Source organism: Desulfomicrobium orale DSM 12838, assembly GCF_001553625.1.
In the GTDB taxonomy this organism is placed as follows: Bacteria; Desulfobacterota; Desulfovibrionia; order Desulfovibrionales; family Desulfomicrobiaceae; genus Desulfomicrobium; species Desulfomicrobium orale.
Genome location: NZ_CP014230.1, coordinates 56613 through 81529 on the forward strand (window position 1 = coordinate 56613; position 24917 = coordinate 81529).

Sequence of the window (24917 nt, forward strand, 5' to 3'; positions counted from 1 at the left end):
CATGCCGGAAAAAAAGACCCTGATCGAACTGGAAGAACGCCGCCAGACCTACATGGCGGGCATGCTGCTCAAGGAAGTCGCCGCGGCCCTGTCCCGGCGCGAGCTGGAAATATGCGCCGACGGGCAGACGTATATGCTGGCCGTTCCCGCCCATGTGGATGTGGAGTATTCCGTGAAGCAGAAGCTAGGCGAGGGCAAAACCAAGCTGGAAATAGAAATCAGCTGGAAATCCTGAATTCCGGGGCCGGGCTCCCGGCCCTCTCTCCCGCCCCAAAAGCCGCCCCCGCCGGAAATACCGGGGGCACGGCGTATCTTTCCTTCTCCTCTTCCCGGCATTGACAGGACTTAAAACCGGCGGCTAGCTTTGCCGCGCTTCGGATGCCCTGGCGCTTAAAAGGGAATCCCGTGCGAATCGGGAGCGGACCCGCCGCCGTAAGTTTCATGCAGGCCATCCCCCTTGCTGTCCACTGGGCCAGAGCCCGGGAAGGACGGGGATGGTGAAACGAGCCGGAAGACCTGTCCGAAGACCTGTCATTGTCCGTGACGCGGCCAACGGGGGTCTTGGTGCGCCGTCTCAAGGGAGTCTTCCCGCCTGTTCATCATCGCCCCCGCCAGACAGGAGGACTCATGTTCAAAGCCTCGTGTGTTTGCGGATTTTCCACTTCTTTCTCCACGTTTCCCGCCCTGTAGGCCGCCATGTCCAGCCATGTTACGACACAGTCGTCCAGAAACGGCCTGCTGCTGGCGGCCTTCGGAACCACGGTGCCGGAAGCCCGTTCGGCCTTGGGACACATCGAAAAAAAGGCCGCCGAACGTTTTCCCTGCATGGAAATCCGCTGGGCCTACTCATCCCGGATCGTGCGCGGTCTCCTGGCCGAAGAAGGCATTATCGTCGATTCCCCGGCCATGGCGCTGGCCCGCATGATGGACGACGGCTTCGCTCACGTGGCCGTGCAGTCCCTGCACACCATCCCCGGTGAGGAATTTCACGCCCTGCACAAAACGGTGCAGGCGTTTTCCGGCATCCCCAAGGGCATGCGCACGGTGGTTCTGGGCCGTCCGCTGCTGTCCGAACCGGAGGATGTGGAAGCCTGTGCCAGAGCCATCCTGGCCAGTCTGCCGCCCGAACGCAAAAAAAACGAGGCCGTGGTGCTTCTGGGGCACGGCACCCGCCATCCGGCCAACATCTATTACCCCGGCCTGCAGCATTATCTGGACCGCATCGACCCGCTGGTGCTGGTGGGCACCGTGGAAGGCGTGCCTTCTCTGGAGGATGTACGCGAGCTGCTGAGGATGCGGCAGGCATCCAGAGTCTATCTTCAGCCGTTCATGGCTGTGGCCGGAGATCACGCCGTCAACGACATGGCCGGAGACGAGGAGGACAGCTGGAAATCCGTCCTCACGGCGGACGGTCTGGACTGCATTCCGGTCATGAAAGGTACGGCGGAATGCCCGGCTTTCATGGACATCTGGCTGGATCACCTTCAGGACGCGCTTGAACGGCTTCCATAGAAGTATCGGCCGGGCGCGGCTTTCTCCATGAATGCCGCGCCCTTTTTTCCATCCGGTTCTTCCGCAAAACAAAGAGATCAGGCTGACAAGAGTCGGAGCCGCCAAGGCGTATGGAAAACATCGGGCTGAGGCTCTATGGGGCTTGAACGCGGCCGATTTTTCCGCATCGGATCCATGCCGCTCAATCCGGGGACCGGAACCGGCCCGCGATTTTGCCGAAAAATTATCCGCCAGACTCAACCCATCGGCAGGAAGAGACTGGCCCGCAGGCCCGGCTCCGTGTTCTCAAGACGCACGAAACCGCCGTGGAGCTGGGCGACCTCGCGGACGAAATTAAGCCCCAGCCCCGTGCTTTTCTTGTCCGTGCCGGGCCGCCGCAAAGAAAAAAACTTCTCGAAGACCTTGTCCGCGTATTCCGCTTCGATACCCGGCCCGTCATCTTCCACGCTGACAACCAGACGGTCTTCCCCGCGCCGCGCCGTGATGCGGATACAGCCGCCGTCCGGACTGAAGTCGATGGCGTTCTGCACGAGATTGGCCAGGGCCTGATGCAGCAGAAACCGGTCTCCCGGCACGCTGCCCGCGCTGCCGGCCTCGCAGTGCGCCGTCATGTTCCGGCGGGACAGAAGCGGAGCCACGCCTTCCAGCACGCCGCGCAACAGGGATTCCACGGGAACGGGCTCCCGTGATTCCAGTTCCCGCCGGTTTTCCAGGGCGGCCAGCTCCAGCATCCGTTCCACCAGATTCTGAATCCGGGCGGCCTCTGTGCGGATATTGCCCAGAAACGCGGTCCGGCGCTCGGCGGGCATATCTTCCGTGAGCAGTTCGGCCGCACCCATGATGGCTGAAAGAGGGCTTTTTATCTCGTGGGTCAGGGTCTGCACATAATGCTCCGCATACTTCTTCCCCTCCAGGGCCTCGCGCATGCTCTCCAGAGCCAGCCCCATGTCCCGCAATTCTGTTCCGCCCAGAGGCGGCAAGACGGCCCGTCCGCCCGTGCGCACCTGCTCGGCGTATCGGGTCAGACGAACCACGGGCCAGGTCAGCCAGACTGCCGCCAGAAGCGACAGCCCCAGAGCCGCGGCGCCCGCGGTAAACCACATGCGCAGCATACCCGGCCGCTCCTGCTCCAGCAGGGCGTTCACGTTGGTCGTAGGCTTCACCACGGTCAGCACGCCGGCCAGCTCCCCATGGACCATGACCGGAGAGGCCACGTGCAGCATGGAAGTGTCCGGATTGTCCGGGTCGGAGCGGGTGGACCGGGCCCCGTACTGTCCCCTCAGGGTCAGGGCCACATCCCGCCAGTTGGAATAGTCCGCCCCGGCGCTGCCGGGTCTTGCTGAATCAAAGACAATGCGTCCGGCCGCGTCGGTCAGGTACACATGCATGTCCACATCCGTCTTGGTGAAGTCGTAGATGCGGGCCGTAAAGGTGCGCCCCCGGACAGAGGCGAAGGCCCGGTCCAGATCCCCGGCCTTAAAATGTCCGGCCTCCATGGATGTGCCGATGAGCGCGGCCAGAATGTGAGCCTGATCCACCAGTACTTCTTCCACGTTTTCCACGAACAGCGTGCGCAATTCCCCGAAGAAACGGCTGAGCGGATAGCTGAAGCAGACGGCCGTCAGCAGCACATAGGACAGAAAAATGCGCGCGCCGAGCTTCATGCTTCCTCCCGCAGGGCGTAGCCGCTGCCCCGATGGGTGACGATGGCTTCCCGATCCGGCGCGATCCGGCGCAGTTTGGCCCGGATGTTCTTGATGTGTGCGTCCACCGCACGGTCCAGGCTGGTTTCCGGCGAATCCCAGACCAGATCCATGAGCCGTTCTCTGGAAAAGACCTGTCCCGGACTGCGGATCAGGGTTTTCAGAATCTCGTATTCATAGCGTGAAAGCTCCAGACCCTGCCCGAAATAGGCAATCCTCCGGCGGTTTTCATCCACGGCCCACATGCCGGAAGACGCGGAACGGGGCGCTCCCGCCCGGCGCAGCACGGCCTTGACCCGGGCCGAGACCTCGCGCGGACTGAAGGGCTTGACGATGTAGTCATCCCCGCCGATCTCAAGACCGACCACACGGTCGATCTCGTGCCCTCTGGCCGTGAGAAAGATGACCGGCACATCGCTTTCCCGCCGGATGGCCGAGCACAGCTCAAAACCGCTCATGTCCGGCAGACCCACGTCCAGCAGGACCAGCTCCGGAGTCATCCGCTCCATGTCCGCCAGAGCGGAGCGGCCGTCGAGGTAGCGGGAGGTGACGAAACCTTCGGTTTCCAGGGCGTACTGGATGGCGTCGGCAATGGCCGGTTCGTCGTCCACGATGAAGATATGGGCGGGCATGGCAGGCTCCGGATGCGATGATGAGAGAGCGGGCGGCAGGGCCAGTCCTGCTGCGGATGGGAGGTGACTTTCCCGCACATGCGGTGTTTTTGCAATGTTTGGCGGCGGGAAACCGCTCCGAACTCAAAGTACGAAGAAACGACGCGAACTGGCTTTGGGAGTGTACAGCCCAGAGCACGGCACACGCTCCGTTCCGCTGCCGGCGGAAATAAAAACCGCGTTTGAAAGCCGCACTCCTTCAGACTATATGACCTCCTGCCGTCGGTCTTCGTCTGTTCAGGCCGCCCATGCCCTGTGGCTTCCGGCGGTCTGCTGTCTTTTCCGGAGCGGATCGCCCCCTTGACCTCGGCCGGATTCGGAGAAAAGAAGCACCGGACCGGGACGGAACTCCATGTTTCCTGTTCCCCGACGGCTCTTCGCAGTAATCAGCAAGGAATCGCATGAAAAAAGAAGAATGCGGACTTTTCGGCATTTACGGCCACCCCGAGGCGGCCCGCATGACCTATTTCGGTCTTTACGCCCTCCAGCACCGGGGACAGGAAAGCGCGGGTATCGTCACCTGGGACGGCCAAGGCATCCGCGAGCAGCGCGGCATGGGCCTGGTCCACGATGTCTTCCAGGAGCATCATCTCTCCCGCCAGCTCAAAGGCGACGTGGCCGTGGGTCATGTGCGCTACGCCACCACGGGCGCATCCCTTCTGCGCAACGCCCAGCCCTTCCGGGTCATGTACAAGGGCATGCATATGGCTCTGGCCCACAACGGCAATCTGGTGAACACCGCCGAACTGCGCGAGGAACTGGAAAATCAGGGCACCATTTTTCAGACCTCCATGGACAGCGAGGTCATCATGCATCTGGTGGCCAAACACATGAACGGCGGCACGCCCGAAGAGGCCGTGACCAAGGCCTGTTCCCGCATCAAGGGCGCATTTGCCCTGCTTTTCCTGATTAACCGGAAGCTCATTGCCGTGCGCGACCCGTGGGGCATCCGTCCTCTGGCTCTGGGCCGGGTGGGTGACGCCTATGTCCTGGCCTCGGAAACCTGCGCCTTCGACCTGATCGAAGCCGAACATTTGCGGGACCTCGAGCCCGGCGAAATGCTGGTCATCGAGGATGGGCGCATGACCACCCTGCCCTGCATCGAGCCTGCCGCCCGGCAGAGCGCGTGCATCTTCGAGCTCATCTATTTCGCCCGCCCGGATTCTCTGGTCTTCGGGCATGACACCTACAGCACGCGCAAGACCATGGGCCAGATTCTGGCCCGCGAATCCCCGGTGGAAGCGGATTTCGTCATGCCCTTCCCCGATTCCGGCGTATACGCCGCCGTGGGCTACTCGCAGCAGTCCGGCCTGCCCTTCGAAGCCTGCATGATCCGCAACCATTACGTCGGCCGGACCTTCATCCAGCCCACTCAGGACATGCGCGACTTTTCCGTGCGCATGAAACTGAACCCCGTGCGGAGCATGATCAAAGGCAAGCGGGTCATCATCGTGGAGGACTCCATCGTACGCGGCACCACCATCCGCACCAGGGTCAAGCAGCTGCGCGAACTGGGGGCCAGGGAAATTCACATGCGCGTGAGCTGTCCGCCCATCCGCTACCCCTGTTTTTACGGCATTGATTTTTCCTCCAAGGGCGAACTCATCGCGGCCAACCACTCCGTCGCCGACATCGGCCGCTATCTGGGGCTCGACAGCCTGCATTTCATCACTCTGGGCGGGCTGCTCAAGGCTGTGCGGGGACCGGAGAACTTCTGTCTGGCCTGTTTCAACGGCGACTACCCGGTGCCGCCCGGCAGTCTTGCGGGCAAGGACTAGAAGATGGCGGAAAAATGGCTGAACAGGGCCAAAGCGGTGCTGGACACGGAAATCCAGGGACTGGCTGCGGTCCGGGACAAACTGGATGCTTCCTTTGTGCGGGCTCTGGAAATGCTTGCCGGGTGTACCGGCCGGGTGGTGGTCACGGGCCTGGGCAAATCCGGCCTGGTGGGCCGAAAGATAGCCGCCACCTTCAGCAGTACCGGGACGCCCGCCTTCTTTCTGCATCCGGTGGAAGGAGCCCACGGAGATCTCGGCATGATCCGCAGGGAAGACATGGTGCTGGCCATCTCCAATTCCGGAGAAACTGACGAGCTGAACAACATTCTGCCCAGCCTGAAATCCCTGTCCGGCGGACTCGTGGCCCTGACCGGCGGGCTGGCATCGACCATGGCCAGACTGGCTGATGAGGTCATCGACACCGGCGTGCCGCGCGAAGCCTGCCCTCTGGGCGTGGCACCGACAGCCAGCACCACCGCGGCTCTGGCCGTCGGGGACGCTCTGGCCGTGTGCCTCATAGACTGGAAAGCCTTCGCTCTGGAAGACTTCCAGCGTTTCCATCCCGGCGGAGCCCTGGGACAACGGCTGGCCCGGAGGGCGGGCGAACTCATGCGCACCGCGGGTCTGCCCGTGGCTCCTGAGGACGCATCCCTGGCCCAGGCTCTGGAAAGCCTGAACGGCGGCGGCCTGGGCTGCGTGTGCGTGCTGGATGAAAAAGCGCGGCTTGCGGGAATTCTGACCGACGGCGATGTGCGCCGTCTGGTCTGTGCGGGGCGTCTGAACATGGACGCGGCCGTGGTCTCGGTCATGAACCGCTCCCCTCTGCGGGCTGAACCCGGTCAACTTGCGGCGGAAGTGCTCGATCTGATGGAAGCCAGGGCCATCACCGTGCTGCCTGTGACCGATGCGGACCGGACGCTGCTGGGTATGGTGCACATGCACGACGTGCTGGGGCAGGGCCGGGTGAAATTTTCGCCATGACCGCGCCCCATGTGTGCGTGCGCTGCGCAGATCTAGGGCGGACCTGCTGCCAGCTTTCCGGCGGAGACGCGGAATTCTGTTTTCCACTGGCCGACGCGGAGCGGCGGCGGATGCTCGCGGCGGGAGCGGTGGAAGAAGCTTTTCTCCAGGTATCCAACACGCCGGCCTTTGTACGGCAGCTGTCCATGCTCCTGCCCCGATACGAAGTGGAGAAAATTTTTACGCCGCATGGCCGCCACTGGCGTCTGGCCACCACACCCGCCGGGGACTGCGTTTTTCTGAGCCGGACAGGCTGTTCTCTGGACCGGGCGGTGCGTCCCGCCTACTGCCGTCTGTTTCCTTTATGGGTGTATGAAAACAGGCTGACCTGGTTCACGGCCGAAACCTGTCTGGCTCACCGGGAATGCGCCTCCGCCCCGGCCATGCTCGCGGCCATGAACGCCGATGCGGCGGACACCAGGGCGCTTTTCAGCCTGATGTGCGCGGAACTGGGGCTTCGGAAAACAGGGGAAACATCATGATACTCAGGATCTTCAAGATATTTTTCGTGCTGCTGCTGCTTCTGGTTCTGCTCGGAGCCGGAGCCGCCGTGGGAGTGTACTATTGGGCCGCCGAGGATCTGCCCAATTTTACCAAGCTGAGCGACTATTCCCCGTCCCTGGCCACCACGGTCCGGGCCAGGGACGGCCAGATCATCGGCTATTTCTACCGCGAAAAGCGCTTTCTGATCCCCCTGTCCCTGATGAGCCCCGTCACGATCAAGGCTTTTCTGGCCGCCGAGGACGCCGGGTTCTACCAGCACGAAGGCATCGACCTGCCAGGCATCGCGCGCGCGGCCCTGAAGAACTTCTGGGCCGGAGGCATCAGACAGGGCGGCAGCACCATTACCCAGCAGGTCATCAAATCCATGCTGCTCACGCCCGAGCGCACCTACGAACGCAAACTCAAGGAAATGATCCTGGCCTACCGCCTGGAAAAGTATCTGACCAAAGACGAAATCCTGACCATTTATCTGAACCAGATTTTTTTCGGAGCCAGAGCATACGGCGTGGAAGCCGCCGCCAGAGAATATTTCGGCGTCAGCGCCTCGCAGCTGACCACGGCTCAGGCCGCCCTGCTGGCCGGACTGCCCGTGGCTCCGTCCCGCTATTCGCCTTACGGCAACCCGGAACGGGCCCGGGAACGGCAGTTGTACGTCCTGAGCAGACTGCGCGATCTGGGCTGGATCAACCGGGCTGAATACGACGCGGCCGTGGCCGAACCCCTCAAGTATACCGTCCAGGAAGACCCCTCCTGGAAAATCGGGCCGTATTATCTGGAGGAAGTCCGCCGCCAGCTCGTGGAACGCTTCGGCGAGGATCTGGTGTACCGGGGGGGGCTTATGGTGCGCACAGCCATGGACCCGGAGCATCAGGCCGTGGCCGACCAGGCCCTGCGCGACGGGCTGCGGGCCACGAGCAAGCGCCACGGTTGGATGGGACCCGTCCGGCATATCGGACCGGAAGAGCATGAATCTTTTCTGAAGAGCCTGCCCGCCGCGCCATCCGAACCCGGCGCACGGCTTCAGGCTCTGGTCACGAGCGTGGATAAGGGCAAGGCATCCGTGCGCTTTGCCGGGCATACGGGGACCATCGCCGTGGCCGACATGAGCTGGGCCCGGCAGCCCAATCCGCGACTGGCCGCCGAGGAGGCCCGCAAGGTTTCCGACGCCCGCAAGGTGCTCAAACCCGGTGACGTGATCTGGGCCTCCGTGCTGGGCGCTCAAGACAAGGGGCCCTGGAAGCTCGCTCTGGAGCAGGAGCCCAAGGTCGAGGGCGCACTGGTTTCGATGGACCCGCGTTCCGGCGAGGTGTTGGCCCTGTCCGGCGGCTACGACTTCTTCCGCAGCCAGTTCAACCGCGCCACCCAGGCCCTGCGGCAGCCCGGCTCGTCTTTCAAGCCCATCGTCTATGCCACGGCCCTGGACAACGGCTTTACGGCCGCCAGTATCATCCTGGACGCGCCCATCATCTACGAGGACGGCAGCGGCAAGACCTGGAAACCCGAGAACTTCGAGGGCATTTTCTACGGCCCCACACTGTTTCGCACCGCTCTGGTCAAATCGCGCAATACGGTCACCATCCGTCTGGCCCAGCAGGTCGGCATCGGCAAAATCATCGAACGGGGGAAAGCCATGGGCCTGACCGGCATCATGGAGCCCAACCTCTCTCTGGCCCTGGGATCCGGACAGTTCACCCCCCTCAACATGTGCGAGGCCTATTCCGCCTTCGCCCGGGGAGGCACCAGCATCAAACCCCGGCTCATCGAAAGCGTGTCCTCTCCCTGGGGAGAACAGCTCTTTTCGGCCACGCAGGAAGTGACCGAAGCCATGCCACCGGACACAGCTTACATCATCAACAATCTGCTGCAACAGGCCATTCAGGATGGTACCGGAGCCAGGGCCAAGGCTCTGGGCCGGCCCGTGGCTGGTAAAACCGGCACCACCAACGACGAGCAGGACGCCTGGTTCATGGGCTATTCTCCATATCTGCTGACGGGAGTGTGGGTCGGCTACGATCAGGTGCAGCCCATGGGCAAATACGAAACCGGAGCCAGGGTGGCCCTGCCCATCTGGCTCGACTACCGGACCCAGGTGGAAAAAAAATATCCGGTGGAGGATTTCCGCCCGCCCAAGGACATCGTCATGGCCCGCGTGAACGGCCATACGGGCAGACTGGCCGGATCGGGCGGAGGGCTGGTCTATACCCTGCCCTTCCGCGGCGGAACCGAACCCATTTACGGCGCGGGCCCCGACGACATGGACGGCGATCCGTCCTCGCCCAACACGGGTGCGGAAAGCCTCCTGAAACAGATTTTCTAGAGCCGTATGGACAACAAAACTCTCCGGCAGGAACTCGGGCGGATTCTGCTGCGCTCCGGACGGATCAGCCTGGAGCTCTACAAAATCATGATCCCCATCATCATTGCAGTCAAAATACTGCAGGAGCTCGACCTCATTTCCTGGCTGGCCCTGCCGCTGGAGCCGTTCATGCGTCTGGTGGGCCTGCCCGGAGAAATGGGTCTGGTCTGGGCCACGGCCATGATCAACACCACCTACGCGGCCATGATCGTCTTTGTTTCTCTGGCCGACCAGCACGCTCTGACGGTGGCTCAGGTCACTGTGCTGTGCACCATGATCCTGGTGGCCCACTCCCTGCCCGTGGAGCTTCAGGTAGTCCGCAAATCCGGCCCGAGACTGGGTTTCCAGGCGTTTCTGCGTATTGCCGGAGCGCTGTTGCTGGGCTGGATGCTGGCCCGGGCTTACACTTGGGGCGGCTGGCTTCAGGAGGCCAATACGCTTCTCTGGCAGCCGGAACCGGAAGAAGCGGGCCTGCTGGACTGGGGGCTTGGGCAGCTTCAGAATCTGGGCATGATTTTCGTCATCATCACGGCGCTGAACATCATCATGAGCGTACTCACGGCCATGGGCCTCACGACCCTGTGCGTACGGATTCTCTCTCCCGTGCTGCGTATGCTGGGCATCGGCTCCGAAGCCGGAACCCTGACCATCGTGGGCATGGTCATGGGGCTGTCCTACGGCGGCGGCATGATCATGCACGAGGCGCATTCGGGTCAGGTGCCGGACAAGGACATCTTTTCATCCTTAAGTCTCATGGGTCTGTGCCACGCCATTTTCGAGGACACCCTGCTCATGGCCGTGCTCGGCGGGCACATGTCCGGCCTGCTCTGGGGGCGGCTCGCCTTCACTCTGCTCGCCGTGGCCCTGCTGGCCCGGGCCGTGGTCTGGCTCGGAGACGGTTTCTTTTACCGCTACCTGTTCAGGCCCGTGGAAGTCTACGCGCCTCCCAAGGCCGCCTGAACGGCCTTTCTCCTGTAATCTCCGGATCATAACGCAATGAACCAGCATACATGCACACGGCGTCTCGAAGCTCTGAAGGAACTCATGGTCCAGCAGGATATGACTGACCTGCTGGTCACCCATCCGGCCAACCGCTTTTATCTGTCCGGCTTCGAGCTGCACGACGGCCAGTGCAATGAAAGTTCCGGCTGTCTGCTGGTACGCACGGATGGGCCGGACTGGCTGCTGACCGACGCCCGCTTCACGGAAGAGGCCCGCCGCCACTGGTCCGAGGAACATGTCCATGTGTACGGCGCGCCACGGCTGGAAAAAATCGCCGGATTCCTGAAAAAACTGGGTGCAAAACAGTTGTGGGTGGAAACCCAGGCCATGTGTGCGGAAATGTATCTGGGGCTGGAGAAGGAACTCGATCTGTATCCGGCCCCCAAACTGGTGGAAGAGCTGCGAATGGTGAAGGACGCCGCGGAGCTGACGGCCCTGCGGGAGTCCTGCCGCCTGAACCACAGCGTGTACGCCGTGCTGGAACGAAGTGTTGCGCCCGGCATGACCGAACGGGACGTGGCCTGGCTGCTGGAGCAGGAATTCCGCCAGAACAGGGCCGAGGCACTGAGTTTTGCACCCATCGTGGGTTTTGGCCCGAACGCGGCCCTGCCGCACGCCACTCCGGGGCAGACGCGTCTGGAACCCGAAACGCCGGTGCTCATCGACATGGGCGGACGGCTGAACGGCTATTGCTCGGATCAGACCCGGACATGGTGGATCGGCGAAAACCCGAGCGACGAGTTCCGGCGTACTCTCGATCTGGTGCAGGAAGCTCAGAGCCGGGCCATCGCCAGAATCGAGCCGGGAGCAACCACCGCCGAACTTCACGCCACGGCCAGAGAGTATTTCGCGCAGCATGGCGCGGCGGAACACTTCACGCACTCCCTCGGACATGGCATCGGACTTGAGACACATGAAGGGCCGGGAGTCGGCCCTATCCGGCCCATCGTGCTCAAACCGGGCATGGTCATCACCGTGGAGCCGGGCCTCTACTATCCCCGGTGGGGCGGCGTACGCTGGGAGCACATGGTCGCGGTCACCGAAAACGGTCATGAAGTGCTCTGAAGCGCGGTCCCGCCGGAAACGTCCTGTGCCGCCGGAAACGCGGAGCCTGACGCTTTATGCGGAAATCCCGCGCTCCAGCATCGCCCTCTACCGCTTTCTGCTGGAAGGATACGACAATCTGGCCGTCATGAGCGTGGTGGACAGGTTCCGGGCCGTGATCCGGCTGCGTTGCGCCACCCACGCGGAAAAGACGCTGCGTGAATTTCTGGCCGCCCAGGGAGCCAGAATCTTGAACCTGCCCTGCACCACGAGATAACCCGTCAGCTTTTCCCGCCGCTCCGGCAGACCGGAAAAATCATCTAGACAGCAACTGCCAGTATTCCGGAAAGCGTCTACAGCCTGCGGCAATCTCCTCCGCTACAGCGTTCTATCTCGTCGTTCCTCCAGGCATGTATCCAATGGGAGTGGAGATTTTCATCCGCCAACAGAATTTATTCCCCATTGAAGCGGATTATGCTCTCCGGTTTCCATCTTCTCCCGGCCATTATCCGCCATATAAACGGCCATGAATTCTTCGCGGTGCTGCAAGAGCGACTCCACCAGGCACGGATCGAAATGCCGGCCGCTCTGCTCCAGAAAGTAGTCGAATATATCCTTCCAGGGCCAAGCCTGATGGTAAACCCGGCTGCTGGCCAGGGCGTCAAACACGTCGGCCACGGCCACGATCCGCCCGTGAATCGGAATGTCCTCCCCGGCGAGGCCCTGCGGATAGCCTTCGCCGTCCCAGCGTTCGTGATGCGTAAGAATGATCCGGGCCGCCGCGCGCATGACAGGGCTCCGGGCATGGGACAACATCTCATATCCGCGCCACACATGACTCTTGATGACTTCAAACTCTTCCGCGGTCAGATCTCCGGCCTTGTTCAGCACCGCGTCGGGAATGCCTATCTTGCCCAGGTCATGCACGGTGGAGGCAAGTTTAAGCATCTCGGCCTCTTCCTCTCCCAGGCCGTATTTCAAGGCCAGCAGGCGGGCCAGCTCCGCCACCCGGCGCACATGACCGCCCGTCTCGGCAGACCGGCACTCCACGGTTTCCGCCATGTGGTAGATGATTTCCTTCTGCGTGTCCTCGATGCCTTTGTTCAGAAACAGGTTGTCGAAGGCCAGCGAAGCGTTGGTAAAAAAAAGGGCCAGCAGATCCCGGTCTTTTTCATCCAGATTTCTGGGCGTTTCAAAATACAGAAAATTCTCCGAGCCCGTCCTGCTTTGAAAATACCAGGCGCAGACGCCCTGCTCGCAATACAGTCCATGCGGCTCCGCCTTGGCCCTGTCCAGAGCACTGTGCACGGTATCTTCGCTTACCTGCCGCATGGGCCGGTCCACGTACCGGGAAAACTCCCCCGTGGCGGCCAGTACCGTCGGCATCCCCTGAATGCCCGAAGCGGTCAGCCCGGAAGTGTGAGAGTACATACTGTCCTTTCCGAGGCCGAGGAGCGAGGTCAGCTGGGCCAATACACCCGTCCCCAGTTTCTGCAGGGACTGGCGGCCGAAAATGTTGGAAGACGCCTCGATGATGCACCGCAACCCGCGCCGATGCTCCTCCATGGCATGGATGAGGGCGAAGCAGCGCAAAGCCGAGACAATGACCACCAGCATCTTTTCCAGGGTCAGCTCGGTCTTTTCCTTGTAGTCGTCGATGTCGTAGTCGAGAATGACCTGGGTGGCCGGAGCCTTTCCCGGCTGGCCCGTGCGCAGGATGATCCTCACGGCGCGGTTTTTCAGCTCCTCACGGATGTACCGGACCAGCAGCAGCCCGCTGTCGTCCGTCTCCATGACCACATCCAGCAGCACGATGGCCGTGTCCGGATGGGCGGCCAGCACTTCCCTGGCCTCCGCCCCGGAATAGGCGTGCAGAAAATGAAACGCGCGGCCCTCGTATGTCCGCCCCGACAACATGTACGCGGTCACGCCGTGCACATCGGCCTCGTCGTCAACGATCAGAATTTTCCACGGACTCTCTTCCTCCGCGGCGGGACCGGAAGGCTCTTCGTCCAGAAACAGAATTTCGTCACTGTCCGTCATGACCGGCCTCTTCACAGGGGAAACGCACCACAAACGTGGTTCCGCGGCCGGGCTCGCTGCAGCAGGTCACGGAGCCGTTCAGGGTGCGGGTGACGACGTTGAACACGATATGCAGCCCCAGTCCGGTGGAACCCCTGGACCGGGCCGATGTATAGAAAGGATCGAAAATCTTGTCCTGCGCCTCGGGCGGAATCCCCCGCCCGTCATCGGAATAGCTGAGGACCAGTGCGGCCCCGTCCATCCTCACGGCAATGCGGATCACCCCGGCCTGCCCCTCGTCAAAGGCATGGGTCAGGGAATTGATCACGAAATTGGTCAGAATCTGTGAGAACGCTCCGGGATAGCTGTCGATGCACAGATCCGCATCGCATTCCACTTCCACCCGGTGAGCGGTCTTCTTGAGTTTGGGGCGCAGACTGAGCAGGATTTCCTCCACATATTCCCGCACCATGAACCGCCGCCGGACCTCCGAAACCTGATCCGCCGCCACCATCTTGAAGCTGCGGATCAGCTCCGAGGCCCGGTGCAGATTCAAAACGCCCATCTCCACCCCCTCCCGGGCGGAATCCAGATACGCCGTCAGATCCGAACGCTTCATCCCGCCGGTCTCGAACAGCTCACGGATATTCCGGGTCTTCTCGGCCAGGGTGGAAGAGGCCGAAAGCGCCACGCCCACAGGCGTATTGATCTCGTGAGCCACACCGGCCACCAGTCCGCCCAGAGCCGCCAGTTTCTCGGCCATGACCAGCTGGCTCTGAGCCTGCCGCAGATCGTCCAGTGCGGCCTGCAATTCCGCGTTGGCCCTGGCCAGTTCGCCCGTACGCCGGGACACGCGGTCTTCCAGCTCTGTATTCAGAATGCAGAGTTCCTCCTCGGCGCGGCGGCGCTCCCGGTCCTGATCCTCCAGACTTTCGGCCATGCGGTTGAAGGCCGCCGCCAGCCGCCCCATCTCTCCGCCCTCGCGCTCGAGGCCGGTGCGCGTGCTCAGATCTCCGGAACCCAGCCGGTCGGCGGCCGCCATCAGGCGGTTCACCCGGCGCATGATGATGAATTCCCCCACGAACCAGGCCCCGACCGCGGCCAGAACGGCGGCCAGAGCGAGCAGTACTGCATTCCGGTAAACGGCGCTCCGGGCCTTGGCCAGAGCCAGGTCCTCCGGCTGCCCGAGACGGATCATCAGATGCCTCGAAGGCGTGTCCATGAAATACATGCGCTTGAAGCTGTAGAGCCTGCGCACGCCGTCCACGCCGGTTTCCAGAAAAACCCCTTCGGCCCGCTGCCCGGACATGCGCTCGATCATCTGCGGCAAATCCGGAACCCAGGTGTATTTTTCCGTTTCCGGAAAGCGGGTCAGACGCATGCCCGTCGCATCGGTCAGAGTGAAAACCGAACCTTCCGGCAGATGTGCATCGGCGAAAACACGGCCGAAATAATTCAGATCAAAAGAAGCCACGAGCACGCCGTGCACAGAGCCATCCTGAGCGGACACGGGCTGTGCGAATTCGATGACCACGCGGCGGGAAGGACCGGGAGCCAGATGGTACGCGCCCATGGTAAAATGCATTCCGGCCACGGATTCCTGAAAATAGCCTTCATTTTCGATGCTGGAGAGAGAGCCCGGCGGCGAGACGGCCACAATGCGGCCCGCGGCATCGGCCAGAGCCAGAGCGCAGTAGGCTCCGTTGCGGGTGAGTATTTCTTCGAGCAGCTGCTGCGCTTCACGCGGGGAGCCCTGCCGCACCTCCCGCGCTTTGGCCAGGGTGGCCAGCAGCAGCCGGGCGCTGTCCACCACATGCTCATGGTGTGCGGACATGGCCTGAATCTGGCGCAGAGCAGCGTTTTCGGCGCTGCGGACCATGGCCTCGTGCAGGGCACGTCCGGTGAAAAGCACAATGACCAGAGCCGGCGCCATGGACACGAGTACCAGCAGGGCCAGATTGCGGCGGATGGAGGAAAAAAACGGCAGAATCACGAGCCCTCCCTCTCCGGTTCGGTTCGCTTCTCAGCCGTAAGCATGGGGAAACACAACCCGGCCATGAAACTGAAGTTCGGGAGAGGTTCCGGAGAAACTACCCGTCCCGCCGCACGGATGCAAGGGCCTTGGCTCAAAGACTCCGGCAGCGCCGCCCTGCGGGATCAAGTACGCCGGAGAAACGGCGCAAAAAAGCCCCGCTCCGAAAATATGCCGGAGCGGGGCGATATGCCGCGCGGCCTGTACTTCAGCGGTTTCTGGTCACGGTTCTGGCGATGGTGTAGCAGTGGTCACCGATCTTCTCCAGCCGGGCCAGCAGATTGATGAAGGCAAGCCCGCCCTCGATACCGCATTTGCCGACCTTGAGCCGTTCGATATGCGCGTCGCGCATTCTCTCCCGCATGGCGTCGATGACTTCCTCGGCCTTGCCCGCCTCTTCCAGCAGATTCTCAGGTTCATTCTCAAGGCCGTGCATGGTCATTTTCAGAAACTCATCCACCCTGGCCGAAATGTTGTAAAAATCGATCCAGGCGTCTTCTGAAAAATTGAGCTCCTTCTCCACAATCTCCTCGCACAGAAGACCCAGCACCTCCACCGCGTCACCGATACGTTCCAGGGTATTGGCCAGACGCATCTGGGCCGAGATTTCCGCCGAATCCTCTTCGTTGAGCCCGGTCTGCATGACTTTGGCCAGAAAAGTGGTGATGAGCTTGTGCATCTCGTCGATATGATTTTCAAAACGCTGCCGTCTGCGGATGGTCTGCGGATCGCGCTTTTCCAGACATTCCAGAGCATTCAGATAAGCCTCGTGCACAATCCGGGACATGCGTTGCAGCTCGCCCCTGGTCCGGGCCAGGGCCGCCACGCTGTTGTCCTCCGCATTGGGCTCGAAAACCGGCAGGCGGAACAGCTCATCTCCCTCACTTCTGTCCCTGGGAGACAAAAGGATGGCAACCCTGATCAGAAAGGGGAGGAAAATGAGGAAAATCAGGGCATTCACGAGGTTGAACAGCGTATGACCGTTGGCCAGATAGCGGGCCATGTACGGATATTCCCCACCGGCCTGCACATCCCAGGCATGTCCTCCGGCCATCATGAGGGTGACCCATTCGATGCCACGCAGGAACCACGGAAAAATGAGCAGCATCATGCACACTCCGAACACGTTGAACATGGTGTGTGCCCTGGCTGCACGGTAGGCGTTGATGCTGGCGGAACCGATGGTGGCGAGCTCGGCGGTGATGGTGGTGCCGATGTTTTCTCCCAGAATGAGGGCCATGGCCGCCGGGAATCCTATCAGCCCCTGGGTGGCGAAGGCCATGGTCAGGCCGATGGTGGCCGAGGACGACTGTACCACGATGGTCAGGCCGGCACCCGTGGCCACGCACAGCAGCAGCCCGCCCACGGTGGAAGCATCGAATCTGGTGAAAAACGAGATGAAGGCCGGATCGGAGCGCAGGGGCTTGAGGCCGTCGCCCATGACGGTCATGCCGAAGAAAAGGAGGCCGAACCCGAGAATGATTTCACCGAGATAGCGATATTTCTTGCGCGTGCCGAAATAATTGAGCGGCACCCCGATGGCGATGGCCGGCAGGGCCAGATCCGAAAGTTTGAAAGCGATGAGCTGGGCCGTCATGGTCGTGCCCACGTTGCACCCCAGGATGACGCCGACGGCCTGGGTCAGGGTCATGAGCCCGGCGCTGACAAAACTGATCAGCATGACCGTGGTGGCCGAGGAGGACTGGACCATGGCCGTGACCGCCGCGCCCGTGGCGAACCCCACCAGACGGTTGTCGGAGACGGCTTTCAGAATGTTGCGGATGCGGTTGCCCGCGGCCATCTGCAAGCCTTCGGTCATGAGTTTCATGCCCAGCACAAAAAGACCGAGGCCGCCGAGAGTCTGAATAAGGACATGAATCATGCGTAATCCTTGGCTGTGGTGAGAGGGCTTTACGGCACCGCAAAATCCGCATTTCTTTAGACCATCTTGTCCGCCAAGAAAAGTTTTTTCCATTCCAAAGGCTTCAAAGCGGGCCGCCTCCGGCTTGACCCCCGGAAACGGGCGTGCCAAGCAGCCGCCCATGTCACATGCCACTTCGACAATGTCTCATGCGGGCACCCCGACCGGCGGCACTTTCCGCGCCGTGGCCGCCGTGATCTTCATCTTCGCCGGGCTTCTGGTTCTGCCTGTGGGAGCGGCCTCCGGGCCATACCGCACCCTGTCCATCATGTTCACCAGTATCGTGCTGGAGGCCCTGCCCTTCATGCTGCTCGGCGCTCTGGTCGGGGGGCTCATCGAAGCCTTTGTCAGCCGGGAACGCATGGCCTCCCTGCTGCCCAAACGGGGACTGACCGCCATCTGCGTCGCCGCCGGGCTCGGCATTGTCTTTCCGGTCTGCGAATGCGCGGTAGTACCGGTCGTACGCAGGCTTCTCAGCAAAGGGCTGCCCTTCGGGGCCGGCATCGCCTATCTGCTGGCCGGCCCCATCGTGAACCCCATTGTCGCCGCATCCACGGCCCTGGCTTACGGGTTTGAATGGAAAATCATGGCGATGCGCCTGGGTCTGGGCTATGCCGTCGCCGTGACCGCAGCCCTTGTGCTGAACCGCCTGTTTCCGGGCAAAAGCGCACTGCACGACGGACTGGAGCACATCGCGCCCCAGCCCTGCTCCTGCGGATGCGAGGCCCCCTTGCAGCACTTCTCGCAGGTCACGAACGCCGTGGTCCGGCCATCCTTCGCCTCCCGGCTGGGACAGGCGCTGCGCCACGGCACCGCCGACTTTCTGGGCGTGGCCCAGTACCTGATTGTCGGTGCATTCGTGGCCGCCGTAGCTCAGGCCTTTGTGGACAGATCCCTGCTGCTCGGGCTGGCGTCCCTGCCCGCCCTGTCCATCCTGGCCATGACGGCGCTGGCCGTGGCCCTGAATCTCTGCTCCGAATCCGACGCCTTCATCGCCGCATCCTTTTCCGGGCTCATGCCTCCGGCCGCACAAATGGCCTTCATGCTCACCGGCCCCATGTTTGATCTGAAGCTGCTGCTCATGTATCAGGCGGTTTTCCGCAAACGGGTCATCGCGGTACTGGCAGGACTTGTGCTTCTGCTGACGGTGAGCGCGTCCATGAGCCTTTTGGTACTGGAGGGCTGGTCATGACGCCCCTTGCACGGCTCAAAAACGCATGCACAAGCGGAAGGTTCACGGCCGGTTTTGTCTTCACAGCCTGGAGCGTGGCCCTGATCATGATTCTTGGCACAAACCGCATCCGGCTGTTTCTGCGCCCCGAATTCTCCTGGCTGCTGGGCATGGGGGCGGTCATCGCCCTGGCCTTCATGCTCGCCAGCATCAGACGGCCCGCGCCCGTGCCCTTTCTGCGCGCCACGATTCTGCTGCTGCCCCTGCTGCACATGGCCGTGACGGATTCCATTCTGGGAGGAGATGTCTTCGCCAACCGGTTTCTGGGTGTGGATGTCGGTACGGAGGAAGGCTTCAGCGGACAATCCTTCCCGGATTCTTCCACGCACACGCCCGACGCGGTATCGGACCGGGCCATCAGCGAAGCCTTCGCCAATGCGGGTCTGGAGCCGCTCCCCAATCCGGACGAACCGCTTACGGCCCTCGACCTGCTGCGTTCGCCGGGGGAATACGCGGGAAAAGAAGTGACCCTGCTCGGCCTCTTGTACCGTAACCCCGATCTGGAACGCTATTTCGGGGCCGGCCGCACCGTGGCTTTGTACCGCTTTCTGATCACGTGCTGCGCGGCGGACGCCATGCCGCTGACCGTGGCTCTGGATATGAAGGAAACTCCGGACCTGCCGTCGGAACAGTGGGTGCGGGTCGAAGGCACCTTTGAATTGCTGCCCCATGAAGACAAGACTGTTCCGCTGATCCGGGTGACCCGGATGACGAACGTGGACCCGCCAGCCAGCCCCTATCTGTACTGAAAATCAAACAGGCCGCATCTCCTCTTTGAAGATACGGCCCGCCACATGGAATCGCCCGCGAACTACGCGTCTTTCTTTCCAGCGCTGTACGGGCACCCCGCGCACCCGGAAAACGGCCGGACGCAACTGGCCAGACACAACCGGCGCAGACACGCTTTCGATGCGCAGTCCAGACAGCGCAACTCGGCCGCGCCCAGATGCCCGGCAGCCAGAAGCCGGGTCAGGGTTGCGGCGGAGAGTTCAATCCGCAGGGATTCATTCCCCGGACGATCCATGCGTCACCTCCCCAGCCTCCTCTTTCTTTCCGGCGGCCCGCATGGCGCAACGGCAGCGGGCGCATTTGACCTTGCAGGAACACGTTCCGTCCCCGGAACAGCCCGAAGCATGGGTTGCCTCGCCACCGGAACCTTCCACCCACGGGCGAGAACCCATGGCTCCACCGGCCGCCTTGCGCAACCGCTGCATGTCCTGCGACGAAAACAATTCAGCCCCATTATCAAGTTTAAACATGGCTACCTCCAGAAACTTCTAATTTTATGATTATCTTCAATAAAATTATATAATAATGAAAGCTTATAGAATAAAGTTTAAAAAAATAATTAGCTACAGCTAATAATTAAATTTCGACTAATCTTACTTTGCCGATCCTGTCAATGGCCGGGACACAGGCAGCCTGAAATTGACCTGGATTTTCAGTGTAGCCGCCGCTAAGTATCCAGCCTCAGGCAGCCCTGATTCGGGCCGTCAGCTTCCACCGCACAGGCCGTGAAGGAGAGTCATTATGCGCGTGCTTCCCACCGTGTTTCTTTTACTGCTGCTCTTTTCATCCGCGGCTTTTGCTGAAGAGCGCCACTCTCTTTCCGAAATGGAGAAAAAAGCCGTCGCGCTCATGAAAGACACTTTCAAAGCCAGCGAAGAAGCCGAAATATCCATGGGGCGCGCAGGGGCAATGGAGGTACTGGAAAATGGCTTGGCCGAAGCCGATCTTCTCCTGAACGCGGCCTACAGGGAAACCATGCGCAACCTGAAAAACAGGGACCCGCACCTGGCGGAACTGCTGCTCAAGGACCAGCGCGCATGGCTCAGATTTGTGGAATCCTTCTGTGAACGGGCGCAAAGCGGCTTCGGCGAGGGCGGCACCATGTACATCAATATGGGACTTGCCGCGAAACTCCGCTTCTTTGTCCAGCGCATCGGCTATCTGCGCGTCATCAACAGGAACACGATCGGGTAAATCCCGATCGAGGAAACCTTCTTGACTCTGGGGAAACAGCAAATGCTTCCGAAACACATTTTCAGACTGTAACCTTTCTTATCATCCAACCGACGAGGCTTTCATGAAAAAATTTCTGCTTTTGTCCGCTCTGATTCTTTTCTCCTCCTCAGCTCAGGCCGAGAAAATGACCGTTCTTCTGGACTGGTTCATCAACCCGGACCATGCCCCCTTTTTGTGGCCCAGGAAAAAGGCTTCTTCAAGGCCAGAGGACTGGACGTGGAGTTTGTCGCCCCCTCCAATCCCAACGATCCGCCCAAACTCGTGGCCGCGGGCAAGGCCGATCTGGCCGTATCCTACCAGCATCAGCACCAGATGCAGGTGGCCGAGGGGCTTCCCCTGACCCGCATCGCCACACTGGTGGCCACGCCGCTCAACTCTCTGGTGGTGCTGGCGGACGGCCCGGTCAAATCCATCGCCGACCTGAAAGGCAAGACCATCGGCTACTCTGTGGGCGGCTTTGAAACCGCTCTGCTCAAGGTGATGCTGGCCCAGGAAGGGCTTGAGCTGGACAACGTGAAACTGGTCAACGTCAATTTTTCTCTGTCGCCGTCCCTTTTCACCGGCCAGACAGACGCGGTCATCGGCGCGTTCCGCAATTTCGAGCTGAATCAGATGGATATCGAGAAACGGCCGGGGCGGGCCTTTTTCGTGGAAGAACATGGTGTTCCGGCCTATGATGAGCTGATCCTGGTGGCCAATGCCCAAAATACGCGGAACCCGAAGCTGCGCAGATTCGTGGATGCTCTGGAAGAAGGCGCGCAGTATCTGATAAACCACCCGGAAGAATCGTGGAGACTTTTCGTGAGTAACGGACGGGAAAACCTGGATGATGAACTGAACCGCCGGGCCTGGAAAGACACTCTGCCGCGCTTCGCCCTGCGGCCTGGAGCTCTGGACAAAAACCGCTATACCCGCTTCGCCGAATTCCTGAAGAAGGAAGGCATCGTAAAGAGTGTCCCACCTCTGGATACGTGGGCGGTGGAACTGCCCTGATCCCGGAAAACCCGGACGGGGTGAAAACCCCGTCCGGCCACCCGGAACGCTTCCATACCGGGGTGGCCGGTCCACAGGAAAAGTTTACTGGCGCGGGTAGTGTTCTCCTGCCGCGATATTCCCATCGCATCTGGTAACATCCCCAGCGGCCTTTTCCGGTGTGGTCAGACTGGCGGCTCTCCGTAAAAAACTTCCTCCAGACACAACCCCTGCGGCGGAGCCGTAGCCGGAGCCAACCTGCGATCGCGGGTCCGAAAAAGGCGTGGCCCGTCTTCAGGGCAAAGCCTGCCACGCCCTACCTCCACCAGAAACGCGGTCAGATTCCGGACCATCTGCTTCAAAAAACCGTCAGCCTGAAAGTGCAGTATCCATTCTCCCGAACAGAGGCCCGGGACACGAATGATCGGCTCCAACGTGCGGATGGTGGTCTTGAGTTCTGTTCCCGCGTTCTGAAAGGAGGCAAAGTCGTGCGTTCCGGCCAGAAGCGCGGCGGCACGGTCCATCGCTTCCAGATTCAGGCCGCGCACAGACCAGACGAAAGGGGCCCGCTGGGGCAGGACGAACCGGGGGTCGGTCCACAGCGTGTAGGCGTAGCGTTTGGATACTGCGGAAAACCGAGCGTGGAACCCAGGCTCGGCAGCCCGCGCATCGACAACGGCGATGTCTTCGGGAAGCATGGAATTGAGCGCCTTTTGCCAAGGGATGGCATTGCCATCCGGGGCGTCGAAGTGCGCCACCTGCCCTGTGGCGTGGACCCCGGCGTCGGTCCGACCGGATCCGTGCACTCGTACGGGTACGCCGCAGATACATGAAATCCGTGTCTCCAACGCTTCCTGAATGCTTGGACCGTTTTTCTGAATCTGCCAGCCGTGGTAGCGGGTGCCCACATAGGCCACGGTCAGACGAATGCGCGCCATGCTCAGTTTCCGCCGGTCTGCAGGCGGGTCAGGGCCTCCGAAAGCTTGGCCGCGCGGTCGGCCCGGACCGAAGACAGAACCTCTCCGGCCTTTCGCCCGCTCATACCAGCCAGAATTTTGACGGCAATGGATTCCTCCAGATTTTCCAGCACCTGAGCAGCCTGCTTGGGCTTCATGTTGGAATAGACATCCACCAGATGCTGCATCTTTTCATCCTGCATATCTTCGGCGGATTTGATCAGATTCTGCATCTTCACTTCCATGGCCCGCAAACTTTCGAGCTTGGCCTCCAGCTCCGCCTCCATGGTTTTCAACTCCGCCTCACGCTTACGCACTTCCAGCTCTCTGGCTGAGATATCCCTCGTTGAAGCCGCCGGAGAAGATGAGACCTCGGGTTGCTCCGGCGGCTGCATGGAACTGTTTCCATCCTGAGCCGGACTTGCGGCCAAGGCTTGAGGCACAATGGGAGGCAAAGCCGTATCCTGGACTTTTTGCCCGGGCATCCACAGGAAAACCACCGCTGCCAGCTTGACCAGAGTCAGGGCCATCACGGCCTGCACCAGTCTAGCCGGACGCACGGCCGAAACGCAGCATTGCGGATTCGTCGAATTCATTCTGTTCCCTCTGCTGTTCTTTCAGGGCATGCCTGTGCTCCTGTCTGTGACGGAGCTTCTCCAGAAGTTTGCGTTCCGTGGCCCGCGCCACCAGTTCCCGGCGGCAGGAATCAAGCAGTCGCTCCCGCCTGCCAAGCTCCGCCTCAGCCGCTTTCGTATCCACTTCCAGATGCCGCCGCCATTCCGCCCACAGCCACAACTCCTGCGGATTCGTCCGCCCGGACCGGGGCATTCCCTCCAGACATTTTTCAAGTTCCTCCTGCAAGCGCTCCAATGTCCGGCGTTGCTCCCGCTCCGAGACTTGCGCCCGGCTGAATGCCAGACGGGCCTGATCTTCGATCTGCTTGCGGTATTCGAGAACCTTTTCCAGAGAAAAATGAAATGGACGGGACATGGTGAATATTAAAGCAAGGGTCATGCCTAGCTGAGTGGATTTTCTCTGAGCATTTTGAGCAGAAGTTTATAAATATCTTCGTTTCTATGGTTAAAGCGAAATTCACATTCTTTCAAATGAAAGTAAAAAGTGTGCTTGGGCAAACCCCTAAAACGAACAAGTCGTGTTTTGGCAAAAGCCCAGAAGCTCTCAATGCCGTTAATGTGTGAGTTTTTATTGGCAAATTCATTGTTGCCATGCTCAACCCGGAAGTGTTTTTGGTAGCCTAGGCTCAGGCCTCATTAATTGTAAAAATCAGGAAAGTTGGTTAGTTGTGCTCAGGGAGGACGCCATGAGCCAACTTTTCTACCTTTCTGCCGAACAACTGGAGCATATCAAGCCCTTCTTTCCACTTTCACACGGTATTCCGCGGGTCGATGACCGGAAAGTCATCAGCGGCATCATTTATGTCATCAAACATGGCCTGCAATGGAAAGATGCGCCGCGTGAGTATGGCCCGTATAAAACGCTGTACAATCGTTTTTTGCGCTGGAGCCAAATGGGCGTCTTCAACAATATTTTTACCGAATTGGCAAAACAGCGGGACAGGATGGCCAGGTGATGATCGATGCAACCCACCTCAAGGCGCATCGAACCGCCGCCAGTTTGCTCAAAAAAGGGCTCTTTCCCGCTGCATCGGACGCACAAAGGGCGGTCTGAACTCCAAACTCCATGCTGTTTGCGACGGCCACGGCAGGCCCCTGGCCATGACGCTCACAGAAGGCCAGGTGAGCGACTACAAAGGAGCCGCCCTGCTTATGGACGCCATAGATGCTTTGCCTGAGGCCAGGGAGCTTCTGGCGGACCGTGGTTACGACGCCGACTGGTTCCGTGACGCCCTGTGCGCCAGAGGCATTACGCCCTGCATCCCGCCCAGAAGGAGCCGGAAGAGACCCTGCCCGTACGATAAAGATCTGTATAAACAGCGGCACAAGATCGAGATCATGTTTGGCAGGATCAAGGACTGGCGCAGAATAGCCATGCGTTATGACCGCTGCGCGCATACCTTCTTTTCAGCTCTGTGCCTCGCGGCTTCCGTCATTTTCTATCTCAATTAATGAGGCCTGAACCTAGATATTGCTATAGAAAAAATAGGATATACTTGATATTGTCAGATAGTATCGTCAATTTATGAACAT

The 24917-nt window shown here is 60.8% G+C and carries 23 protein-coding genes, 2 pseudogenes and 1 riboswitch; of the genes and pseudogenes, 14 read left to right on the forward strand and 11 right to left on the reverse strand.

The window, feature by feature from the left end:
* Nucleotide 1: 1 nt before the first annotated feature.
* Together AXF15_RS00315 and AXF15_RS00320 are read left to right on the forward strand one after the other, a co-directional pair.
* On the forward strand, nt 2-235 hold the full coding sequence (locus AXF15_RS00315; protein ID WP_066601659.1) for an amphi-Trp domain-containing protein: 234 nt from the start codon (nt 2-4) through the stop codon (nt 233-235).
* Nucleotides 236-359: 124 nt separating this feature from the next.
* Nucleotides 360-538, forward strand: a riboswitch (cobalamin riboswitch).
* Between the two features lie 158 nt (nt 539-696).
* On the forward strand, nt 697-1512 hold the full coding sequence (locus AXF15_RS00320; RefSeq protein WP_151192224.1) for a sirohydrochlorin cobaltochelatase: 816 nt from the start codon (nt 697-699) through the stop codon (nt 1510-1512).
* Between the two features lie 236 nt (nt 1513-1748).
* Here AXF15_RS00320 and creC read toward each other — a convergent pair whose 3' ends face one another.
* Nucleotides 1749-3176: a two-component system sensor histidine kinase CreC gene (gene creC, locus AXF15_RS00325; RefSeq protein WP_066601662.1), complete on the reverse strand. Its 1428-nt coding sequence runs from the start codon at nt 3174-3176 to the stop codon at nt 1749-1751.
* Nucleotides 3173-3847, reverse strand: a complete 675-nt coding sequence (gene creB / locus AXF15_RS00330; RefSeq protein ID WP_066601671.1) for a two-component system response regulator CreB — start codon at nt 3845-3847, stop codon at nt 3173-3175. The genes creC and creB overlap by 4 nt, the downstream gene beginning before the upstream one ends.
* Nucleotides 3848-4287: 440 nt before the next feature.
* On the opposite strand from creB, the gene purF reads away from it, so the two are divergent.
* From purF to AXF15_RS00365, 7 genes are read left to right on the forward strand one after another with little or no spacing between them, the layout of a single operon-like run.
* Complete coding sequence (gene purF / locus AXF15_RS00335; protein WP_066601674.1) at nt 4288-5664, forward strand: amidophosphoribosyltransferase; 1377 nt, start codon at nt 4288-4290, stop codon at nt 5662-5664.
* Between the two features lie 3 nt (nt 5665-5667).
* The gene (locus AXF15_RS00340) at nt 5668-6645 is read left to right on the forward strand and encodes a KpsF/GutQ family sugar-phosphate isomerase (RefSeq protein ID WP_066601677.1); all 978 of its coding nucleotides are present in this window, start codon (nt 5668-5670) and stop codon (nt 6643-6645) included.
* Nucleotides 6642-7166 carry a YkgJ family cysteine cluster protein gene (locus tag AXF15_RS00345; RefSeq protein ID WP_066601680.1) on the forward strand — a complete coding sequence of 175 codons (525 nt, stop codon included), beginning with the start codon at nt 6642-6644 and terminating at the stop codon, nt 7164-7166. The genes AXF15_RS00340 and AXF15_RS00345 overlap by 4 nt, the downstream gene beginning before the upstream one ends.
* Nucleotides 7163-9505 carry a penicillin-binding protein 1A gene (locus tag AXF15_RS00350; protein ID WP_066601683.1) on the forward strand — a complete coding sequence of 781 codons (2343 nt, stop codon included), beginning with the start codon at nt 7163-7165 and terminating at the stop codon, nt 9503-9505. The genes AXF15_RS00345 and AXF15_RS00350 overlap by 4 nt, the downstream gene beginning before the upstream one ends.
* A 6-nt stretch (nt 9506-9511) precedes the next feature.
* Nucleotides 9512-10504 carry a hypothetical protein gene (locus tag AXF15_RS00355; RefSeq protein ID WP_066601685.1) on the forward strand — a complete coding sequence of 331 codons (993 nt, stop codon included), beginning with the start codon at nt 9512-9514 and terminating at the stop codon, nt 10502-10504.
* Between the two features lie 36 nt (nt 10505-10540).
* On the forward strand, nt 10541-11611 hold the full coding sequence (locus AXF15_RS00360; RefSeq protein WP_066601688.1) for a M24 family metallopeptidase: 1071 nt from the start codon (nt 10541-10543) through the stop codon (nt 11609-11611).
* A 25-nt stretch (nt 11612-11636) separates the two neighbouring features.
* Nucleotides 11637-11867 carry a DUF4911 domain-containing protein gene (locus AXF15_RS00365; RefSeq protein ID WP_066601690.1) on the forward strand — a complete coding sequence of 77 codons (231 nt, stop codon included), beginning with the start codon at nt 11637-11639 and terminating at the stop codon, nt 11865-11867.
* A gap of 158 nt (nt 11868-12025) precedes the next feature.
* Here AXF15_RS00365 and AXF15_RS00370 read toward each other — a convergent pair whose 3' ends face one another.
* The 3 genes from AXF15_RS00370 to AXF15_RS00380 form a co-directional block, all read right to left on the reverse strand.
* Nucleotides 12026-13633 (reverse strand): DUF3369 domain-containing protein, encoded by a 1608-nt coding sequence (locus AXF15_RS00370; RefSeq protein ID WP_083517759.1) that lies wholly within the window; start codon nt 13631-13633, stop codon nt 12026-12028.
* On the reverse strand, nt 13620-15605 hold the full coding sequence (locus AXF15_RS00375) for a sensor histidine kinase (protein WP_066601692.1): 1986 nt from the start codon (nt 15603-15605) through the stop codon (nt 13620-13622). Before AXF15_RS00375 ends, AXF15_RS00370 begins: the two co-directional genes overlap by 14 nt.
* 247 nt (nt 15606-15852) lie before the next feature.
* On the reverse strand, nt 15853-17526 hold the full coding sequence (locus AXF15_RS00380; RefSeq protein ID WP_066601694.1) for a Na/Pi cotransporter family protein: 1674 nt from the start codon (nt 17524-17526) through the stop codon (nt 15853-15855).
* A 160-nt stretch (nt 17527-17686) separates the two neighbouring features.
* Here AXF15_RS00380 and AXF15_RS00385 point away from each other — a divergent pair, with 160 nt between their 5' ends.
* A complete protein-coding gene (locus tag AXF15_RS00385; protein WP_083517760.1) occupies nt 17687-18757 on the forward strand; it encodes a permease in 1071 nt (356 codons plus the stop codon).
* On the forward strand, nt 18754-19545 hold the full coding sequence (locus AXF15_RS00390) for a TIGR03943 family putative permease subunit (protein WP_066601700.1): 792 nt from the start codon (nt 18754-18756) through the stop codon (nt 19543-19545). Before AXF15_RS00385 ends, AXF15_RS00390 begins: the two co-directional genes overlap by 4 nt.
* A gap of 62 nt (nt 19546-19607) precedes the next feature.
* Here the strand turns inward: AXF15_RS00390 and AXF15_RS00395 are convergent, their stop codons facing one another.
* Nucleotides 19608-19820, reverse strand: coding sequence for a hypothetical protein (locus AXF15_RS00395; RefSeq protein ID WP_066601703.1), 213 nt, complete (start codon nt 19818-19820; stop codon nt 19608-19610).
* Nucleotides 19801-20055, reverse strand: a complete 255-nt coding sequence (locus tag AXF15_RS13850) for a hypothetical protein (RefSeq protein WP_151192225.1) — start codon at nt 20053-20055, stop codon at nt 19801-19803. Before AXF15_RS13850 ends, AXF15_RS00395 begins: the two co-directional genes overlap by 20 nt.
* Nucleotides 20056-20326: 271 nt before the next feature.
* On the opposite strand from AXF15_RS13850, the gene AXF15_RS00400 reads away from it, so the two are divergent.
* Both AXF15_RS00400 and AXF15_RS00405 read left to right on the forward strand, forming a co-directional pair.
* Nucleotides 20327-20779: a lysozyme inhibitor LprI family protein gene (locus AXF15_RS00400; protein ID WP_066601708.1), complete on the forward strand. Its 453-nt coding sequence runs from the start codon at nt 20327-20329 to the stop codon at nt 20777-20779.
* 216 nt (nt 20780-20995) lie between these two features.
* The gene (locus AXF15_RS00405) at nt 20996-21814 is read left to right on the forward strand and encodes an ABC transporter substrate-binding protein (protein WP_211258993.1); all 819 of its coding nucleotides are present in this window, start codon (nt 20996-20998) and stop codon (nt 21812-21814) included.
* 164 nt (nt 21815-21978) lie between these two features.
* Here the strand turns inward: AXF15_RS00405 and truA are convergent, their stop codons facing one another.
* From truA to AXF15_RS13135, 4 genes and pseudogenes are all read right to left on the reverse strand, one after another.
* Nucleotides 21979-22731, reverse strand: coding sequence for a tRNA pseudouridine(38-40) synthase TruA (gene truA / locus AXF15_RS00410; protein WP_066601710.1), 753 nt, complete (start codon nt 22729-22731; stop codon nt 21979-21981).
* A gap of 2 nt (nt 22732-22733) precedes the next feature.
* On the reverse strand, nt 22734-23345 hold the full coding sequence (locus tag AXF15_RS00415) for a MotE family protein (RefSeq protein WP_151192226.1): 612 nt from the start codon (nt 23343-23345) through the stop codon (nt 22734-22736).
* The gene (gene fliJ, locus AXF15_RS00420; protein ID WP_083517761.1) at nt 23296-23763 is read right to left on the reverse strand and encodes a flagellar export protein FliJ; all 468 of its coding nucleotides are present in this window, start codon (nt 23761-23763) and stop codon (nt 23296-23298) included. The genes AXF15_RS00415 and fliJ overlap by 50 nt, the downstream gene beginning before the upstream one ends.
* Nucleotides 23764-23765: 2 nt before the next feature.
* Nucleotides 23766-24014: pseudogene (locus AXF15_RS13135) on the reverse strand (IS1595 family transposase); the annotation flags it as partial.
* A gap of 56 nt (nt 24015-24070) precedes the next feature.
* On the opposite strand from AXF15_RS13135, the pseudogene AXF15_RS13140 reads away from it, so the two are divergent.
* Nucleotides 24071-24836 (forward strand): annotated as a pseudogene (locus AXF15_RS13140) (IS5 family transposase).
* Nucleotides 24837-24917 lie beyond the last annotated feature (81 nt).

What these genes read in the sequence shown, in the direction of transcription:
- AXF15_RS00320 (WP_151192224.1), top strand. Translation starts at nt 697, where the DNA reads ATGTCCAGCCATGTTACGACACAGTCGTCCAGAAACGGCCTGCTGCTG.
- creC (WP_066601662.1), bottom strand. Translation starts at nt 3,176, where the DNA reads ATGAAGCTCGGCGCGCGCATTTTTCTGTCCTATGTGCTGCTGACGGCC.
- fliJ (WP_083517761.1), bottom strand. Translation starts at nt 23,763, where the DNA reads ATGACCCTTGCTTTAATATTCACCATGTCCCGTCCATTTCATTTTTCT.
- AXF15_RS00385 (WP_083517760.1), top strand. Translation starts at nt 17,687, where the DNA reads ATGTCACATGCCACTTCGACAATGTCTCATGCGGGCACCCCGACCGGC.
- AXF15_RS00350 (WP_066601683.1), top strand. Translation starts at nt 7,163, where the DNA reads ATGATACTCAGGATCTTCAAGATATTTTTCGTGCTGCTGCTGCTTCTG.
- AXF15_RS00370 (WP_083517759.1), bottom strand. Translation starts at nt 13,633, where the DNA reads ATGACGGACAGTGACGAAATTCTGTTTCTGGACGAAGAGCCTTCCGGT.
- AXF15_RS00395 (WP_066601703.1), bottom strand. Translation starts at nt 19,820, where the DNA reads ATGGATCGTCCGGGGAATGAATCCCTGCGGATTGAACTCTCCGCCGCA.
- truA (WP_066601710.1), bottom strand. Translation starts at nt 22,731, where the DNA reads ATGGCGCGCATTCGTCTGACCGTGGCCTATGTGGGCACCCGCTACCAC.
- AXF15_RS00360 (WP_066601688.1), top strand. Translation starts at nt 10,541, where the DNA reads ATGAACCAGCATACATGCACACGGCGTCTCGAAGCTCTGAAGGAACTC.
- AXF15_RS00345 (WP_066601680.1), top strand. Translation starts at nt 6,642, where the DNA reads ATGACCGCGCCCCATGTGTGCGTGCGCTGCGCAGATCTAGGGCGGACC.
- AXF15_RS00415 (WP_151192226.1), bottom strand. Translation starts at nt 23,345, where the DNA reads ATGAATTCGACGAATCCGCAATGCTGCGTTTCGGCCGTGCGTCCGGCT.
- AXF15_RS00355 (WP_066601685.1), top strand. Translation starts at nt 9,512, where the DNA reads ATGGACAACAAAACTCTCCGGCAGGAACTCGGGCGGATTCTGCTGCGC.
- AXF15_RS13850 (WP_151192225.1), bottom strand. Translation starts at nt 20,055, where the DNA reads ATGTTTAAACTTGATAATGGGGCTGAATTGTTTTCGTCGCAGGACATG.
- AXF15_RS00380 (WP_066601694.1), bottom strand. Translation starts at nt 17,526, where the DNA reads ATGATTCATGTCCTTATTCAGACTCTCGGCGGCCTCGGTCTTTTTGTG.
- AXF15_RS00340 (WP_066601677.1), top strand. Translation starts at nt 5,668, where the DNA reads ATGGCGGAAAAATGGCTGAACAGGGCCAAAGCGGTGCTGGACACGGAA.
- AXF15_RS00315 (WP_066601659.1), top strand. Translation starts at nt 2, where the DNA reads ATGCCGGAAAAAAAGACCCTGATCGAACTGGAAGAACGCCGCCAGACC.
- purF (WP_066601674.1), top strand. Translation starts at nt 4,288, where the DNA reads ATGAAAAAAGAAGAATGCGGACTTTTCGGCATTTACGGCCACCCCGAG.
- creB (WP_066601671.1), bottom strand. Translation starts at nt 3,847, where the DNA reads ATGCCCGCCCATATCTTCATCGTGGACGACGAACCGGCCATTGCCGAC.
- AXF15_RS00400 (WP_066601708.1), top strand. Translation starts at nt 20,327, where the DNA reads ATGCGCGTGCTTCCCACCGTGTTTCTTTTACTGCTGCTCTTTTCATCC.
- AXF15_RS00390 (WP_066601700.1), top strand. Translation starts at nt 18,754, where the DNA reads ATGACGCCCCTTGCACGGCTCAAAAACGCATGCACAAGCGGAAGGTTC.